The sequence below is a fragment of the Longimicrobium sp. genome, from assembly GCF_036399255.1.
Lineage (GTDB): Bacteria > Gemmatimonadota > Gemmatimonadetes > Longimicrobiales > Longimicrobiaceae > Longimicrobium.
Genome location: NZ_DASWNM010000032.1, coordinates 1 through 19218, shown reverse-complemented (window position 1 = coordinate 19218; position 19218 = coordinate 1). Strand labels below are relative to the sequence as shown.

Here is a 19218-nt window from a genome sequence, read left to right as displayed (position 1 = left end):
GTTGGGAGGTCAGGGAGGGGCTGGTGGGCGTGGCGGGGGTGGATGGGTCCCCTGGTCGTATTCACGCACGGCGCTCTCCGCTTCCCGGACCCCGTCGGCGAAGGCCGACATCGCGTTTCCCCAGCCGCGATTTCAATCGCCCGGGAGGATGCCGGCGGACACACGCCGGTGCGGACGGTGACGGGGTGACGGGGTGAGGCGGAGAGTTGGGTGCCGGGGCCGCGCGGCGAATGAATTCGCTGAAACAAAGACACGAAATCCGCCTTCGCGGATTGGAAGGTTGGGAGGTCAGGGCGGGGCTGGTGGACGTGGCGGGGGTGGATGGGCCTGTGGTCGTATTCACGCACGGCGCCCTCCGCTGCCCGGAACCCGTCGGCGAAGGCCGACATCGCGTTTCCCCAGCCGCGATTTCAATCGCCCGGGAGGATGCCGGCGGACACACGCCGGTGCGGACGAGGTGACGGGTAAGGCGGAGAGTGGGTTCCTGGGCCGCACGGGCGAATTCATTCGCCCTTGTAAGCGGGATGCACCGTGATTCCAGGACACGGTGGTTCGTCGGGAGATGCGGTTTCGGGGATGTCTGATCCGCCGGGCGCGCGGGTCTGATCGGGGATGACAAACCGGGGGAGCGATGTGACAGCGGTCGCGGTCGGCGGAAAGAAGGAGCGCAAGCAGACGCCCGGTGCACGCACGGAAACCGAGCCTTCGGGCCCGTCCTCCGGCGCGTCCGCGGGCGTGCCCGTCTTTCTCCGCCGCTCGCCGGATTCGTCCGCCTCCTCCTCCGACTCCTTCGCCCCCGCGCCCTCCGCGGAGGGCTTCGGCGCGTCCCCATCCCCCGCGTCCGCACCGGCGCTCCCCACCAGCGTGGTCGTCGGCGGGGTGAACGATCCGGCGGAGCGCGAGGCGGAATCCGTCGCCTCGGCCGTCCTCGCCGGCTCCAGCGCGCCCCGGCCCAGCGCATCGTCCGCCCCCGACGCGCTCCGCCGCTCGCCGGAAGGTGGATCGTCCGCGCCCGCGCCTTCCGGGCCCGCCGCGCTCCCGGGGCACGGGCCGGGCACGCCCATGAGCCCCCGCACCCGCGGCGCGCTGGAGGGCAGCCTGGGCGCGGACCTCAGCGGGGTGCGCGTGCACGGCGACACCGCCGCGCGCTCCACCGCCGCCTCGCTGGGCGCCCGCGCGTTCGCGGTGGGCAGCGGCATCTACCTGGGCCCCGGCGCCAGCGACGAGGACCTGGGGCTGATGGCGCACGAGACCACGCACGTGCTGCAGGGCGGCTCCGGCGTCATCCGCCGCGCCCCCGCCGCCGGCGCTCCCGCCGCACCTCCTCCGCCGCGGCCCGCCCCCGCGCCGGCCCCGGCGCCCGCCAGCGCCGCGCCGCCCGCCGCGGCCGCGCCGAAAGCCGCGGACAAGAAGAAAAAGAAGGACGACAAGGGCAAGACGAAGAAGGGCGGCGCCGGCGAGGAGAAGGCTGCCTCGGCGCCGGAGCCCGCGCCGGCCGGCGGCGGGGGGCCGTCCGTCGAGATGCGGATGCCCGAGCCCCGGCTTACCCTGGCCGCGGACGAAAAGGCCGCCGTCGCGGAGGTCAAGGACAACGCAAAGCAGAACGCCGAGGCCGCGGCCGACCTTCCCCCCGCCGACGCCGAGGTGGCCGACGCCCGCGGCGCCGTGCAGGAGCCGGAGGAGCAGACCGCCGCGCGCGCCCAGGAAGGCGTGGTCGCCGACCTTTCGCTGCGCCAGCCGCCCAGCCCCGAGATCGAGGCGCTCTGCGACCGGATCTACGAGGCCATCCGCGCCAAGCGTCCGCCCGACGAGGACGAGCTGGTCGAGGCCAAGCCGCAGGAGGCCGCCGACGCCGCCGGAAGCGAGCTGAGCGCCTCAGTGCAGGGCGACGCCCAGCGGGTGGAGGGGAGCTACGGCGCCATCGACGCTCCGCCCGCCGGCACGCCCGAAAAGGTGGCCGAGGGGATGGAGCCCCCGCCGCCCGCGCCCGAGGTGCCCGTGGCCAGCGCCGCCGCGGCCGCCCCCGACACCGTTCCTCCCGAGCAGGTGTCGCTGGACGCGGACGTGGAGGCCAGCGCGGCGAAGGCGGAAGAAGCGGGGCTCACCACGCCCGCCGCCCTGGAGGTAAAGCAGCCGGGCAACCCCGTCGTGGAGCAGCGCGAGGCCCAGGGCGAGCTGCAGGAGGTGGCGAAGAAGGGGCCCGAGGAGGCGCTGGCCGAGCAGCGTGCCGCCCTGGACCGCGCCTCGGGCGAGATGGCCGGGCTGCAGGCCGCCGCCCTGGCCCGCCTGGCGAAGTCCCGCGACCGGACCGTCACCGGGACGGGCGGGCAGAAGAAGGAGATGGTGGGGAGCGAGGAAGAGATGCGCGCCGCCGCCGGCAAGGAGGCGCGCGACATCTTTGCCCTGGCGCAGGCCGACGTGCGCACCCAGCTCCGGGGGCTCCCCAAAAAGGCGATGGAAAAATGGGAGCAGGGCAAGAAGACGCTCGCCCTGGAGTTCGACCAGGCGCTGGCCCGCGTAAAGGAGTGGATCGACAAGCGCCACTCCGGCGCGGGCGGCGCCGTGCTCAGCGTGGTGGACTACGTCACCGGCCTCCCCGGCTGGGTGGTCAAGGAGTACGACCGCGCCGAAAAGGCGTTCGGCGACGGCGTCTGCGACCTGATCCGCGAGATCAGCAGCGACGTCAACACCGTCGTCTTTGCCTGCGAGCAGATCATCGACGACGCCCGTGTCGAGATCAAGAAGGTGTTCGACGCCCTTCCCGACAGCCTGGACGGCTGGGCCGCCGAGCAGATGGCGGCCATGGACGAGCAGCTGGACGGGCTGGCCAGCGAGGCTCGCGAAACCCGCGACAACTTCAACAAGGAGCTCACCACGGCCGCCGCCACGGCCGTGCAGGAGGCGCGCAGCAAGATCCACGAGCTGCGGCAGGCGGCCGGCGGGCTGCTGGGGCGCATCGCCGGCGCCATCGGGCGGTTCCTGGACGACCCCGTCAAGTTCATCATCGACGGGCTGCTGGACCTGGTGGGGATCGAGCCCTCGCGCTTCTGGTCGCTCATCTCCCGCATCCAGTCCGTCGCCGCCGACATCGCCGCCGACCCGCTGGGCTTCGCCGGCAACCTGCTGGCGGGGATCGCGCAGGGCTTCAGCCAGTTCTTCGACCGGTTCGGCACCCACCTGACCGGCGGCTTCTTCGACTGGCTCACGGCCGGGCTGGCCAAGGCGGGGATCACCCTGCCCACCGACTTTTCGCTCAAGGGGATCCTCACCTTCATCCTGCAGCTGATGGGGATCACCTGGGACCGCATCCGGCGGCTCCTGGGCAAGCACCTGGGCGACAAGAACATCGCCCTGATCGAAAAGGCGTGGGAGATGGTCTCCATGCTGATCGAGAAGGGGCCCGAGGGGATCTTCGAGCTGGTGAAGGAAAAGCTGGACCCGCGCCAGATCATCGACCAGATCATCCAGGCCGGCGTGCAGTTCCTGGTCGAGGGGCTGGTGAAGGCGGTGTCGGTGCGCATCCTGGGAATGCTGAACCCGGTGGGCGCCATCGTGCAGGCCATCGAGGCCATCTACCGGGTCGTCAGCTGGATCTTCGAGAACGCCGCCCGCCTGTTCACCCTGGTGGAGGCGGTGGTCAACGGGATGGCGCAGGTGGTGGCCGGCAACGTCAGCGGCATGGCCGCCGCCGTCGAGGGCGCCCTGGCCGGCCTGATCGCCCCCGTGATCGACTTCCTGGCCGACTACATGGGCCTGGGCGGGCTGCCCGAAAAGATCAAGGGCGTCATCGAGGGGATGCAGGCGTGGGTCGAGGGCATCCTGGACTCGGTGATCGGCTTCCTGGCCGACAAGGCCAGGGGGCTGCTGGCGGCCATGGGGATCGGTGGAAAGAAGGAGCCGCCGCCGGGCAAGGAGTCCGCGCCGGCCGGCGACGATCAGGTAGGCGAGGTGGTTCCTTTCAGCGCCGCCGGCGAGGACCACAAACTATGGGTGGACGTGGAAGGCAGGACCGCGACGCCCATGGTGGCGAGTGACAAGCCCCGGGCCGTGGAACTGCGCCTGCAGGAGTGGGACGCCCGCCTGCACGAGCTCTCCTCGAAGTCTCCGCCGGCCGGTGGCAAGAGCCCGCAGGAGCGGGCCGCTTCGCTGATCGCGTCGGCGCGCAGGCTGAACGCCGAAACCGACCGGACGGCCGAGCAGGTGGTTCGGGACGTGAACGCGGCGGAGGCGGGGGGCGCCGACGCGGGTGCGGCCGTTACAGCCAAGGAGAACGCGCTCAAGCCGGTCCTGGAGGATCTGTTCGTCCTTTTCGGTGACACGGTCGAGCACCAGGACCTCAAGGAGCGCTTCAAGACTTCCCTGGCGCAGGCCGCGCCGGACGCCCGTGCTGACCTTGAGGCGGGAATCGACGAGCTGGTGCAGGAGCAGGAGGCCAAGGGAAAACGCGAGGACTACGCAGACTACGCAGCACTCCTGGGCGCCATGCGCGCCAAGGATGGCAAGAACAGCGGGGGAGTGGTGTTGCGCCGGCCTCTGCGCCCGCACGACTTCGGGAAGTGGGCGGAGGCGAACATCGGAATCCCCGCGGTGCAGCTCGCCGTAGACGACCTGAAGTCGAAAAAGAAGCCGGTGCCGCCCAAGGCGGAGAGCAGTGCCGGGGAGTACCTGGACTCCTTCAAGGGGACGATCCACAACTCCAAGGGCGCCTTTGTGGAGTCTGGCCCGGCGCTGACGGACACGGCGACGAACTTCGCGCTCCGCTCGTTCGCCGAGGACACAATGCTGCGCGAGTTCATCATGCGCATGACGCATGGGGACGACATCCACAACCTGTACGCGCCGAAGAACCTCACCGCGCTCGCGCCGAACGGGACGGGTGGATACACCTTCTCGTACGACACCCATGGCGGTGCGCACTTCGACGTGACCCTCGACGGCAGCAAGGTCCTGAAGCAGGTAAAGGGGACGGGGCTGAAGCGGAAGGCCGCCGCGGGGGTAGTCGGGACCGGGTACCGCTCGACGGCGCCGGGGCAGGTGGCAAATGCCGACCTGAACGCGGCGCACGTCATCGCCGATGATTTCCTGGGATCCGGCTACAAGTCGTCGCTCAACCTGATCGCCACCAGCGCCAAGTTCAACCAGGATGACATGTCGAAGGTGGAGGACGAGATCAGGCGCTTGATCAAGCTCGTGAAGCCCGACGACTTTGACCTGACGGTGGACGTGGAGTGGACGGTCGTCAATGATCCGGTGATTGCGGCGCAGATCGCGGCTGCCATGCCTTCCGAGACGGCGGCCAGCATCGCGACCAAGATCGCGGCGTTTGCGGCAAAGGTGGATCCCGGGTTCCAGCGCGTCCAGCGGATCACGTATACGGCAGAGCTGTACAAACTGACACCCGGGGGCCGGACCGCGGCGCATCCGCCGCTGATCCGCTTCATCGGGCCGGATCTCTACCTCGGCTGGCCGCGCTGACATGGAAGCGCGACGGGACTCTCTTCTCCCAGGAGTGCAGATGGCGAGCATTGACGAGGCAGTGTCGTTCATCCGGGAGTTCATCTCGCGCGAGCACCAGGTGGAGGAAGCGATCTGGCGTGAGCCCGACCATGTGCGCCTGTCACAGCGCATCGAGGAGCTGAACCGGGACTTCCACGAGCCCCCGATGCACAGCACCCTCAGCCGCGGCCCCGTGGACGCGGCGTGGCTTTCCGCCAACGCCGAGGCGCAGCTCGGGCAGCTGCAGCCGCGTGTGCTCTTTCGTGTAGACGGTTGGGAGCACCCGCAGCTCGGTGACATCCATACCGCGGACGTCAGCTCCACACTCAAGGGCGACACCTTTTTGTTCGCCCGCTACTTCATTGCTTCGCGCGACCCGGGGCTGCGGCTGGTGGCGCTGTATCACGTCTGCTCGGAATGCGAGGGAACGGGCGAGCTGAACGGGCGCGTGTGCCCCGAATGCCGGGGCACGGGCTGGAACCGGCGAGGCGGTGTGGAGATCTCAGATCCGGGTACACACCGTGAGGAGCGGCTCTTTCAGGAGCCCACTGTCGAATGAGCACGGTTCCCTCTCTGGAGGGTGGTACCGGCGTCCCCCCCACCCTGTGGCGCGACGAGGCGGGCGGGCGCTTCTACCTGGTGCCCGACGGCGCCGACATCGGTGCTGGCGCGTTGCTGCTGCGCTCCGGCGCCACGCGCGTGCTGCACGCGGATCCAGCCGCCGTGGCGGCCTACGAGGTGTCGCGCGAGGAGGGGCGTGCGTTCCTCGATGCGAAACTCGACGCCTTCGCCGGCGGGACGCAGTCGCGGGTGGAGTCGTGGCTGGACCGCGTGGCGCCGCTGCGGCATCCGCAGGGCGGGGAAGCGGGGACGGCCGGTGCCGCGGATGCGCGGGATCCCATGCGGAACGCCGGTTCCGCGGGCGATGCGGAGGATGCAGTCTCCGCGGAGCCACTGGCCGCTCCGCAGCACGGTCCCGGCGTGAAGCTCTTCGCCTCGTTGACGGGCCAGGCGGAAGAGCGGGTGGCGGGGAGTCCGGAGGCGCTGCTGCGCGGGCTGGGCCGGCTGTTCGAGAGCGCGGCCGAGGCGGTGGCCGAGGCCCGCACCGGCGAGGAGGGCCGCGAGGCTGTCCGCGCCCGCCTCCGCGCGCTGGGCGACCAGCTCCGCGCGCACGGCATCTCCGTCCCGCCCCCCGAACCCGGGAAAACAACACCTTCATGAGTACAGAGGAACAGAGTCAGACAGAGGAACCAAGCTGATATTTCAGCTCGCGTTCTCTGTCTGACTCTGTTCCTCTGTACGATCATTCTTCTTTCAGGATCTGGTACGAGGATGAGACGGCCTGTGGAGAATGCACACTCGGACCGAGAATCTGGTAGATACAATCCGTCACGCAGAGGAAGCAGGGGAGCAGAAAACTCCTCCGCTTCCTCTGCTTCTTTGCATGGGTCAACGGCGGATGATCGGTGGCCGGCCGCGGAGATGCCCGGGCGCGCACCGTACGCTCCGCCGCCTCCCGGCCCGCCAGTCCGCGAAGGCGGCCTTCGTGTGTTTGTTGCAGCGAATTCATTCGCCCTGGAAGCCCCTGGAAGCCCTGGAAGCCCCTGGAAAGCCCCGCAGTGCCCCGCAGTCCCTTGCGGTCCGATCCATCTTCTCTTTCACTCCGATCATAAAAAGCCACCCACAGAACAGTCACGCATTCCCAGCCGAATTGATCCAAATGCATTTCTCCAGGATGATTTCCGCTGGCCGATACGCGGTGAGAAACGTTTACATCGTGCGCAAACAATTGTGCAACATTGCGTATTCGTACGCTCCGCCGACTTGCGTCGGGAAGGGGCCCGGCGACTTGCCGGAATTCGCCCGCTGGTTTATTCTCCGTCAACAGCTAACGTTTAGCGCCGCCTAATGCTTAGGCCCTAAAGGCTCTGCCCCGGATGCGGTTTCCGTGGGCGGGTCCCGGCGGCGCTTTGTGGGTTTCGCGGGGGGCGCCGGGAGCCGTCGTGCCTGGCACTGTCGTGTTTTACGCCGTTTCTGGCTGCATTGCGCCGGGCGCCCGCTGGCTGTTCCACGGACGCCCGGAAGCGCCCGTCGCACGCAGCGCGTCCTGGACCGCCAGGAGTTCGCCGAGCCTCCGGAGCAGCATTCCCGAGGCTGGGCTTGTCGTTTCGCCGGTCCCCGCGCCGCCGCGCGGGACCGCATCGGTCCGGAAGGCGCGCCGCACCGCCTTCCGCGGCAAACCTCAGCATCGGTGTTGGAATGTCACTGCCCTCCGCGTCTGCCGCTGAACGCTCGCAGAGCGACACGCAGGAGTCCCTGGACCGGGTGCCGGTGGAGCGGATCGTCCCCGCGGAGCCCGGCTTCGCGGGCGGGGAGCCGCTGGAGGCGTATCCGCTGACGCCGCTGCAGCACGGGATGCTCTTTCAGCACCTGCTGGCGCCCGCGTCGGGGGTGAACGTGGAGCAGGTGGTCTGCCGGCTGGACGAGCCGGTGGACGCGGAGCGCATGGAGCGGGCGTGGCGGACGGTGGCGGGGCGGCACGCCATCCTGCGCACGCGCTTTCGCTGGACCGGCGTGGCGGAGCCGGTGCAGGAGGTGGCCGCGACGGCCGCGGTGCACCTGCATCGCCGCGACCTGGGCGCGCTGGCGCCGGCGGAGCGCGAGCCGGCGCTGGAGCGGTGGATCGCGGAAGACCGCGTCCGCGGCTTCGACCTGGGCGTGGCGCCGCCCATGCGGCTGGCGCTGTTCCGCATGGCGGACGACGCGCACGTGCTGGTGTGGACCTTTCACCACGTGCTGCTGGACGTGCGCTCCATCACCCGCGTGCTGCGCGAGGCGCTGGCGGCGTACGACGGGGTGGACGCGGACCTCCCCGCGCCGGCGCCCTTTCGCGATCACGTGGCGTGGGTGCGCGGCCGCGACACCGCGGGCGACGAGGCGTTCTGGACGGAACGGCTGCGCGGGCTCGAGGGTCCCGAGCCGGTGCGCTCCATTCGCCAGGCGCCGCGCGATCCGGATGCGGAGCTTCCGTACGGCACGCGCGAGCTCACGCTTTCGCCCGAGGCCGACGCGGCGCTGCGCAGGGTGAAGGCGGAGCGCGGCATCAGGCTCAACAAGATGGTGCAGGGGGCGTGGGGGCTGCTGCTGGGCGGCTACACGGGCGCGTCCGAGGCGGTGTTCGGCATGGTGCGCGGCGGGCGCGACTCCGTCGTGCCGGGCGCGGACGACATGGTGGGAATGCTGATCAACACCATCCCCGTCCGCATTCCGCTGCCCCGCGACGCGCGCGTCATCGACTGGCTGGTCGAGGTCGCGGCACGCACGGCGGATTTCGGGGCGCACGAGCAGGCGGCGCTGCCGGACGTTACGCGGTGGAGCGGGCTTCCGCAGGGCGCCGCGCTCTTCGACAGCATCGTCAACTACCAGCCGTACGCCTTCGACGCGCCGCTGCGCGAAACCCCGGGCCGCAGCTTTCGCCTGCGCGAGCACCCGGGCTTTCCGCTGACGCTGCTCGTTACCGGCGAAGCGCCCCTGCGCGCGCAAATCGACTACGACGCCGGCCTGTTCGACGCCGCTGCGGTGGACCGCATGCTGGGCCACTTTGCGCGCCTGCTGCGGCAGATCGCCGCCGATCCCGAGCGCCCGCTGGGCTCGCTGGACCCGCTGGGCAAGGCGGAGCGCGAGATCGTGGTGGGCGAGTGGAACCGCACCGCCGCCGCGTATCCCGCGGACGCGTGCCTTCACCAGCTGTTCCAGGCGCAGGCCGCCCGCACGCCGGGCGCGACCGCGCTGGTGCACGAGGACGCGTCGCTCACCTACGCCCAGCTGAACGAGCGCGCCAACCGCCTTGCGCACCACCTGCGCGGGCTGGGCGTGGGGCCGGAAACCCGCGTGGGCATCTGCCTGGAGCGCGGGCTGGAGATGGTGGTCTCCATCCTCGCCGTGCTCAAGGCCGGCGGCACGTACGTCGGGCTCGATCCCGCCTATCCCGCCGACCGCCTGGCGTTCATGCTGGCGGTTTCGGACGTCGCCGTGCTGCTGACGCAGGACAGCCTGCGCGGCGTGCTGCCGGAGCGCGACGGCGTGCGGGTCATCCGCCTGGATGCCGCGCGGGACGCGATCGCATCGGAGCGCGCGGACGATCCCCCGAACGTCGCCGCGCCGCGCAATCTCGCCTACCTCATCTACACCTCCGGAAGCACGGGCATCCCCAAGGGCGTCGCCATCGAGCACCGCAACGCCGCCGCGCTGCTGGGCTGGGCGTGGAGCGTGTACTCCGCGGATGAACTGGATGGCGTGCTGGCCTCGACTTCCATCTGCTTCGACCTGTCCATCTACGAGCTCTTCGTCCCGCTGAGCCGTGGCGGAAGAGTGGTCATTGTGGACAACGCGCTGGCGCTCCCCGCGTCCGCCGCGCGGGATGAAGTGCGGCTGATCAACACCGTCCCCTCCGCCATCGCCGCGCTGCTGAAGAGCGGCGGGATCCCGGCGGGCGTGCGGACGGTGAACCTGGCCGGCGAGCCGCTGAAGCAGGAAGTGGTCGATGCGCTCTACGCGGTAGAGGGCATCAGGCATGTATACGATCTGTACGGCCCGTCGGAAGACACCACGTACAGCACGTGGACGCTGCGCAGGCCGGGTGGCCGGGCGAACATCGGGCGCGCGATCCACAACTCGCAGGCGTACGTGCTGGACGGGGCGCTGCGGCCGGTGCCGATCGGCGTGCCGGGCGAGCTGTACCTGGGGGGCGCGGGCGTGGCGCGCGGCTACCTGGGCCGCCCGTCGCTCACCGCGGGCCGCTTCGTCCCCGATCCGTTCGGGGCGGACGCGGGCGCGCGGCTGTACCGCACGGGCGACAAGGTGCGCTGGCTGCCGGACGGAACGCTGGAGTACCTGGGGCGCCTGGACGGGCAGGTAAAGGTCCGCGGCTTCCGCATCGAGCTCGGCGAGATCGAGACGGCGCTGCGGCGCGCCGGCGTGGCCGACTGCGCCGTGGTGGCCCGCGAGGACGGGGGCGAGACGCGGCTGGTGGCCTACGTGGCCGGCGCCGACGCGGACGCGGAGGCGCTGCGCGCCGCGCTCCGGCAGGGGCTGCCCGAGTACATGGTGCCGGCGGCGTTCGTCTTTCTGGGCGCGCTGCCGCTGACGCCGAACGGCAAGCTGGACCGCAAGGCGCTCCCCGCGCCCGCCTTCGCGGGTGCGGAGGGCGCGTACGTCGCGCCGCGCACGCCCACGGAAGAGGTGGTGGCGGGGATCCTGGCCTCCGTCCTGGGGCTGGAGCGCGTGGGCGTACACGAGACGTTCATCGCGCTGGGCGGGCACTCGCTGCTGGCCACGCGCGTGGTGTCGCGCGTCCGCGAGACGCTGGGCGTGGAGCTGCCGCTGCGCGCGCTGTTCGACGGCGCCACCGTGGCGCACGTGGCCCGGGCCGTGGACGCGCTGCGCCGCGACGACCTGCCGCCGCTGTCGCCCGTGGTGCCGGTGAAGCGGGAGGGCCCGCTGCCGCTCTCGTTCGCGCAGGAGCGGCTGTGGTTCCTGGACCAGCTGGAAGCCCGGAGCGGCTTCTACAACCTTCCCGAGGCGCTTCGCCTTTCCGGCGCGCTGGACGTCGCCGCGCTGGAGCACGCGCTGGGCGAGATCATCCGCCGGCACGAGTCGCTGCGGACGACGTTCACCGCGTCCGGCGGCGTCCCGGTGCAGGTGATCGCGCCCTTCGCCGGATTCGCGCTGCCGGTCGAAGATCTTTCGGCGCTGGACGATGCGGCCCGCGAGGCGGAGGTGCGGCGGCGTGCCACGGAGGACGCGGCGCGGCCGTTCGACCTGTCCGCCGGGCCGCTGTTCCGCGCGTCGCTGCTGCGCCTGGCGGGCGGCGAGCACGTGCTGCTGCTGTGCATGCACCACGTCGTCAGCGACGGGTGGAGCCTGGGCGTGCTCTTCCGCGAGCTGTCCATCCTGTACGGCGCATCGGTAAAGGGAGCCGGGGCGCCGCTGCCGGAGCTGGCGGTGCAGTACGCGGACTACGCGGCGTGGCAGCGCCGGCACCTGCAGGGCGAAGTGCTGGATCGGCAGCTGGCGTACTGGAAGCGGCGGCTGGCCGGCGCGCCGTCGCTGCTGGAGCTGCCCACGGACCATCCGCGCCCCGCCGTGCAGACGTTCCGCGGCGCCGCCGAGCCGGTGCGGCTGCCGGCGGAGCTGCTGGAGCGGCTGCAGGCGCTGGGGCGCCGCGAGGGCGCCACGCTGTACATGGTGCTGCTGTCTGCCTTCCAGGTGCTTCTCGGCAAGTACGCGGGGAGCGACGACGTGGTGGTGGGCGGCCCCACGGCCGGCCGCACGCGCGGCGAGGTCGAGGCGCTGATCGGCTTTTTCGTCAACACCATCGCGCTGCGGACGGACCTGGGCGGCAACCCCGGCTTTGGCGAGGTGCTGCGGCGGGTGCGCACGGCCACGCTGGGCGCGTTCGAGCACCAGGAGGTCCCGTTCGACCGCCTCGTGGCGGAGCTGCACCCCGAGCGCAGCCTGAGCCACGCGCCGCTGGTGCAGACCATGTTCGCGCTGCAGGCCGGCTACCGCTCCGCCGGCGATCTGCTCCCCGGGCTGCGGACGGACTGGGTGGATGCCGAGGCGCAGACCACCAAGTTCGACCTGTCGCTGCTGGTGCAGGCGGACGCGGACGGCATTCACGGCGTGCTGGAGTACAGCACCGACCTGTGGGACCGCGCCACGATCCAGAGGATGATCGGACACCTGCACCGCGTGCTGGAGCAGGTGGCGGAGGACGCGGACCGCCCCATCGGCGCGCTGGACCTGCTGGCGCCGGACGAGCGCGCGCAGGTGGTGGATGGATGGAACCGCACGGACGCGGACTTCCGCGCGGACGTCTGCGTCCACCGCCTGGTGGAGGAGCAGGCGCAGCGCGCGCCGCATGCCGTGGCCGTCGTCTCCGCCGGCCGGTCCCTTGCCTACGGCGAGCTGAACGCGCGCGCCAACCGCCTGGCGCACCACCTGATCGGCGCTGGCGTGGGGCCGGAGACGCGCGTGGGCGTGTGCCTGGAGCGCGGCCCGGACCTGGTCACCGCCCTGCTGGGGGTGATGAAGACGGGCGCGGCGTACGTGGCGCTGGACCCCGCGTATCCGGCCGAGCGGCTGGAGTTCATGATGCGCGACTCCGCCGCGCCCGTGCTGCTGACGCAGAGCCGCCTGGCGCCCCCCGCGCTGGCGGACGGCGTGCGGGTGGTGCGGGTGGATGGGGACTGGGACGAGATCGCGGCGGAGAGCGCGGAGAATCCCCGAACGGATGCGGCGCCGCGCAGCGTGGCGTACGTGGTCTACACCTCCGGCAGCACGGGGACGCCCAAGGGCGTGGCGGTGGAGCACGCCGGCCTGGCCGCGCTCTGCGACTGGCACGCGCACGCGTTCGGGGTCACGTCGGCGGACCGCGCCACGCAGCTGGCCAGCCCCGGCTTCGACGCGTCGGCGTGGGAGCTGTGGCCCTACCTTTCGCGCGGCGCGTCGGTGGAGGTGGTGCCCGAGGAGGTGCGCACCGATCCGCCCGCCCTGCGCGACTGGCTGGCGAGCCGCGCCGTCACCGTCTCCTTCGTCCCCACGCCGGTCGCGGAGCCGCTGCTGGCGCTGGCGTGGCCGCGGACGACCTCGCTGCGCTGGCTGCTGACCGGCGGCGACCGGCTGCAGGCGCGGCCGGGCGCGGAGCTCCCCTTTGCCCTCAGCAACAACTACGGGCCCACCGAGTGCACCGTCGTCGCCACCTCCGCCCGGGTGGCGGCGGAGGGCGAGCGGGCGCCCTCCATCGGCGGGCCCATCCGCAACACCCGCGTCTACGTGCTGGACGCGGGGCTGCGGCCGCTGCCGGCCGGCGTGCCGGGCGAGCTGTTCATCGGCGGCGCGCAGGTGGCGCGCGGCTACCTGAACCGGCCGGGCCTCACGGCGGCCAGCTTTCTCCCCGATCCCTTCGGCGCGCGGCCCGGCGCGCGGCTGTACCGCACGGGCGACAGGGTGCGCTGGCTGGAAGAAAGTGCGTTAGTGCGTGAGTGCGTGAGTGCGGAAGTGGATCCAGCGGTCATGAACTCCCGCACTCCCGCACTGACGCACTCACGCACTGCGTTCCTGGAGTACCTGGGCCGCCTGGACGAGCAGGTAAAGGTCCGCGGCTTCCGCATCGAGCTGGGCGAGATCGAGGCGGTGCTGCGCCAGCACCCGGCCGTGCGCGAGTGCGTGGTCGTGGCGCGCGAGGACCGGCCGGGCGACCGGCGGCTGGCCGCGTACGTGGTGGGCGATGCGGACGCCGCCGGCCTGCGCGCGCACCTGCGCCGCACGCTGCCGGACTACATGGTCCCGGCCGCGTTCGTCGCGCTGGACGCGCTCCCGCTGACCGCGAACGGCAAGCTGGACCGCAAGGCGCTCCCCGCGCCCGGGTACGCCGCGGACGAGGCGGCGTACGTCGCGCCGCGCACGCCGGGCGAAGAGGTGCTGGCCGGGATCCTGGCCGAGCTGCTGCGCGTGGACCGCGTGGGCGCGCGCGACAACTTCTTCGACCTGGGCGGGCACTCGCTGCTGGCCACGCGCGTGGTCTCGCGCGTCCGCGAGACGCTGGGCGTGGAGCTGCCGCTGCGCGCCGTGTTCGAGGGCCCGAGCGTCGCCGAGCTGGCCTTGCGGGTGGAGGCGGTGCGCCGCGACGGCCAGCCCCAGCTGCCGCCCGTGGTGCCGGTGGAGCGCGGCGGGCCGCTGCCGCTCTCGTTTGCGCAGGAGCGGCTGTGGTTCCTGGACCAGCTGGAGTCGCGCAGCGCGTTCTACAACATCCCCCAGGCGCTGCGTCTCTCCGGTGCGCTGGACGTGGCCGCGCTGGAGCACGCGCTGGGCGAGGTCATCCGCCGCCACGAGTCGCTGCGGACGACGTTCGCGGTGTCGGGCGGCGTCCCGGTGCAGGCCATTGCGCCGTTCGGCGGGTTCGTGCTGCCGGTGGAGGACCTGTCGGGGCTGGACGATGCGGCGCGCGACGCGGAAGTCCGGCGGCGCGCGGCGGAGGACGCGGCGCGGCCGTTCGATCTTTCCGCCGGCCCGCTCTTTCGCGCGTCGCTGCTGCGGCTGGCGGACGAGGAGCACGTGCTGCTGCTGTGCATGCACCACATCGTCAGCGACGGGTGGAGCATGGGCGTGCTCTTCCGCGAGCTGTCAGCGCTCTACGGTGGCTCCACGCCCGCGGAGCTGCCGGTGCAGTACGCGGACTACGCCGTCTGGCAGCGCGAGCACCTGCGCGGCGAGGCGCTGGAGCGCCAGCTGGCGTGGTGGAAGGCGCAGCTGGGCGGCGCCCCCGCGCTGCTGGAGCTGCCCACGGACCATCCGCGCCCCGCCGTGCAGGCGTACCGCGGCGCCACCGTCCCCGTGCACGTTTCCCCCGCGCTGCTGCAGCGGCTGGAGGCGCTGGGCCGGCGCGAGGGCGCCACGCTGTACATGGTTCTCCTCGGCGCCTTCCAGGTGCTCCTCGGCAAGTACGCCGGGAGCGACGACGTGGTGGTGGGCAGCCCCATCGCGGGGCGCACGCGCAGCGAGACCGAGGAGCTGATCGGCTTTTTCGTCAACACGCTGGTGCTGCGGACGGATCTCTCCGGCGATCCGGGCTTCCGCGAGGTGCTGCGCCGTGTGCGGACGGCCACGCTGGGCGCGTACGAGCACCAGGACGTGCCCTTCGAGCGCCTGGTGGCCGAGCTGCAGCCGGAGCGCAGCCTGAGCTACGCGCCGCTCTTCCAGGTGCTGTTCGCGCTGCAGAATGGCGAGGGGCCGCGCCTGGACCTCCCCGGGCTGCGGGCGCATTCGGTGGATGCCGACGCCACCGTCGCCAAGTTCGACCTGTCGCTGGCGCTTGAGGCGGACGCGCGCGGAATCCACGGTGTGCTGGAGTACAGCACGGCCCTGTTCGCGCCCGCCACCATCCACCGGATGCTGGGCCACCTGGAGCGCGTGCTGGAGCAGGTCGCCGCGGACGCCGACGTGCCCCTCTCCGCCCTGGAGCTGCTGGGGGAGGCGGAGCGCGCCGTGGTGCTGGGCGAGTGGAACCGCACGGCGGCCGAATATCCCGCGGACGCGTGCCTTCACCAGCTGTTCCAGGCGCAGGCCGCGCGCACGCCGGACGCGACCGCGCTGGTGCACGAAGACGCGTCGCTCACCTACGCGCAGCTGAACGAGCGCGCCAACCGGCTGGCGCACCACCTGGTCCGCCGCGGGGTGAAGCCCGAGGTCCGCGTGGGCATCTGCCTGGAGCGCGGGGTGGAGATGGTGGTCTCCATCCTCGCCGTGCTCAAGGCCGGCGGCACGTACGTCGGGCTCGATCCCGCTTATCCCGCCGACCGCCTGGCGTTCATGCTGGCGGATTCGGACGTCGCCGTGCTGCTGACGCAGGACGAGCTGCGCGGCGTGCTGCCGGAGCGCGACGGCGTGCAGGTCATCCGCCTGGATGCCGCGCGCGACGCGATCTCCATCGAGCCCGCGGACAATCCCGTCAGCGGAGCGTCGCCGCGCAACCTGGCGTACCTCATCTACACCTCGGGCAGCACGGGCGTCCCCAAGGGCGTCGCCATCGAGCACCGCAACGCCGCCGCGCTCCTCGGCTGGGCGTGGAGCGTCTACTCGGCGGATGAGCTGGATGGCGTGCTGGCATCCACCTCCATCTGCTTCGACCTGTCCATCTACGAGCTGTTCGTCCCGCTGAGCCGCGGCGGAAGAGTGGTCATTGTGGACAACGCGCTGGCGCTCCCCGTGTCCGCCGCGCGGGATGAAGTGCGGCTGATCAACACCGTGCCCTCCGCCATCGCCGCGCTGCTGAAGAGCGGCGGCATCCCGGCGGGCGTGCGGACGGTCAATCTCGCAGGCGAGCCGCTGAAGCAGGAAGTGGTGGATGCCCTGTACGCGCTGGGCACCCTCGAACATGTGTACGATCTGTACGGCCCGTCGGAAGACACGACGTACAGCACCTGGACGCTGCGCAGGCCGGGCGGGCAGGCGAACATCGGCCGCGCGATCCACAACTCGCAGGCGTACGTGCTGGACGGGGCGCTGCGGCCGGTGCCGGTGGGCGTGGCGGGCGAGCTGTACCTGGGCGGCGCGGGCGTGGCACGCGGCTACCTGGGCCGCCCGTCGCTGACGGCGGAGCGCTTCGTCCCCGATCCGTTCGGGGCGGACGCGGGCGCGCGGATGTACCGCACGGGCGACAAGGTGCGCTGGACGGCGGAGGGCGTGCTGCAGTACCTGGGGCGTTTCGACGACCAGGTAAAGGTGCGCGGCTTCCGCATCGAGCTGGGCGAGATCGAGGCGGCGCTCCGCCGCGCCGGCGCGGCGGACTGCGTCGTCGTCGCGCGCGAGGACGGGGGCGAGAAGCGGCTGGTTGCGTACGCCGCGGGCGCCGCGGACGTGGATGCGCTGCGCACGTCGCTGCGCCAGAGCCTGCCGGAGTACATGGTGCCGGCGGCGTTCGTGGTGATGGAGGCCCTGCCGCTGACCCCGAACGGGAAGCTGGACCGCAAGGCGCTGCCGGCCCCGGACTTTGGCCCGGCCGTGGACGCGTACGTGGCGCCGCGCACGCCGGTGGAAGAGGTGCTGGCCGCGGTGTTCGCCGAGGTGCTGCAGGTGGAGCGGGTGGGCATTCACGACGGCTTCTTCGACCTGGGCGGCCATTCGCTGCTGGCCACGCGCGTGGTGGCGCGGGTGCGCGAAGCGTTTGGCGTGGAGCTGCCGCTGCGCGCGCTGTTCGACGGCGCCACGGTGGCCGCGCTGGCCTCGGCCGTGGACGCGCTGCGGCGGGACGACGCGCCGCGCCTGCCGCCGGTGGTGGCGGCGGCGCGCACGGGCCCGCTGCCGCTGTCGTTTGCGCAGGAGCGGCTCTGGTTCCTGGACCAGCTCGAGGCGGAGAGCGCGTTCTACAACATCCCCCAGGCGCTGCGCGTCTCCGGCCCGCTGGACGTGGCCGCGCTGGAGCAGGCGCTGGGCGGGATCATCCACCGCCACGAGTCGCTGCGCACCACGTTCACCGAGGCCGGCGGCGTCCCGGTGCAGGTGATCGCGCCGTTCGGCGGGTTCACGCTGCCGGTCGAGGACCTGTCGGGGCTGGAGGATGCCGCCCGCGAGGCGGAGGTGCGCCGGCGCGCCATCGAGGACGGCGCGCGCCACTTCGACCTCTCGGCCGGGCCGCTGTTCCGCGCGTCGCTGCTGCGGCTGGCGGACGACGAGCACGTGCTGCTGCTGTGCATGCACCACATCGTCAGCGACGGGTGGAGCCTGGACGTGCTCTTCCGCGAGCTTGCCGCCCTGTACGGCGCGGCGGTGGAGGGGGCGGAGGCGGCCCTGCCGCGGCTCGCCGTCCAGTACGCCGACTACGCCGCCTGGCAGCGCGAGCACCTGCAGGGCGCCGCGCTGGACCGGCGGCTGGCGTGGTGGAAGGGGCGGCTTTCCGGCGCGCCCGCGCTGCTGGAGCTGCCGACGGACCGTCCGCGCCCCGCCGTGCAGACGTACCGCGGCGCGGAGGAGGCGGTGGAGCTGTCGCCCGCGCTGCTGCGGCGGCTCGAAGCGCTGGGCCGGCGCGAGGGCGCCACGCTGTACATGGTGCTGCTGGGTGCCTTCCAGGTGCTCCTCGGCAAGTACGCGGGAAGCGAGGACGTGGTCGTCGGCAGCCCGATCGCGGGGCGCACCCGCCGCGAGGTGGAGGAGCTGATCGGCTTCTTCGTCAACACGCTGGTCCTGCGGACGGACCTTTCCGGTGATCCGGGCTTCCGCGAGGTGCTGCGGCGCGTACGCGAGACCACGCTGGGCGCGTACGAGCACCAGGAGGTGCCCTTCGAGCGGCTGGTGGCGGAGCTGCAGCCCGAGCGCAGCCTGAGCCACAGCCCGCTGTTCCAGGTGATGTTCATCCTGCAGAACGCGGGGCGTTCGGGCGGCGCGCTGCCGGGGCTGCGCACCCACCCCGTGGACGCGGAGCTGCAGAGCGCCAAGTACGACCTTACCCTCTCCATCGCCGCGGACGAAAGCGGCTTTCGCGGGGTGCTGGGCTACAGCACGGACCTGTTCGACCGCGCCACCGTCCAGCGCATGCTGGGCCACCTGGAGCGGGTGCTGGAGCAGGTGGCGGACGACGCCGACCGCCCCCTCTCCGCGCTGGAGCTGGTGGATGCCGCCGAGCGCGCGCGGGTGGTGGACGAGTGGAACCGCACGGACGCCCCGTACCCGGTGGACCACTGCATCCACCAGCTGTTCGAGGCGCAGGCCGCGCGCACGCCCGACGCCGTCGCGGCGATCCACGAGCACGATTCGCTGACCTATGCGGCGCTGAACGGGCGGGCCAACCGCCTTGCGCACCACCTGCGCGGGCTGGGCGTGGGGCCGGAGGTCCGCGTGGGCATCTGCCTGCGGCGCGGGCTGGACCTGCTGGTGTCGATGCTGGCGGTGCTGAAGGCCGGCGGCGCGTACGTGCCGCTGGACCCCAACTATCCCGCCGAGCGGCTGGAGAACACGCTGGCGGACGCCGAAGCGCCCGTCCTGGTGACGCAGCAGGCGCTGCGCGGCATCCTCCCCGACCAGCCGGGCGTCTCGGTCGTGGTGCTGGATCGGGATGTCGATGCGATCCACCGCGCCCCAGCGGAGAACCCCGCGAGCGGGGTGGAGGCGCGGAATCTCGCCTATCTCATCTACACCTCGGGCAGCACGGGCCGGCCCAAGGGCGTC

The 19218-nt window shown here is 72.0% G+C and carries 4 protein-coding genes; all 4 read left to right on the top strand.

Annotated features, from left to right (window positions below; translation table 11 throughout):
- The first annotated feature begins 633 nt into the window (after positions 1 to 633).
- Complete coding sequence (locus tag VGC13_RS05340; RefSeq protein WP_331124182.1) at positions 634 to 5475, top strand: eCIS core domain-containing protein; 4842 nt, start codon at positions 634 to 636, stop codon at positions 5473 to 5475.
- A 34-nt stretch (positions 5476 to 5509) separates the two neighbouring features.
- Positions 5510 to 6055 carry a hypothetical protein gene (locus tag VGC13_RS05335; RefSeq protein ID WP_331124181.1) on the top strand — a complete coding sequence of 182 codons (546 nt, stop codon included), beginning with the start codon at positions 5510 to 5512 and terminating at the stop codon, positions 6053 to 6055.
- Entirely contained in the window at positions 6052 to 6717 is a 666-nt protein-coding gene (locus VGC13_RS05330) for a hypothetical protein (RefSeq protein WP_331124180.1), read from the top strand. The genes VGC13_RS05335 and VGC13_RS05330 overlap by 4 nt, the downstream gene beginning before the upstream one ends.
- Before the next feature lie 1038 nt (positions 6718 to 7755).
- Positions 7756 to 19218: amino acid adenylation domain-containing protein (locus VGC13_RS05325; RefSeq protein ID WP_331124179.1), on the top strand; the 11463-nt coding region annotated here is incomplete at its 3' end.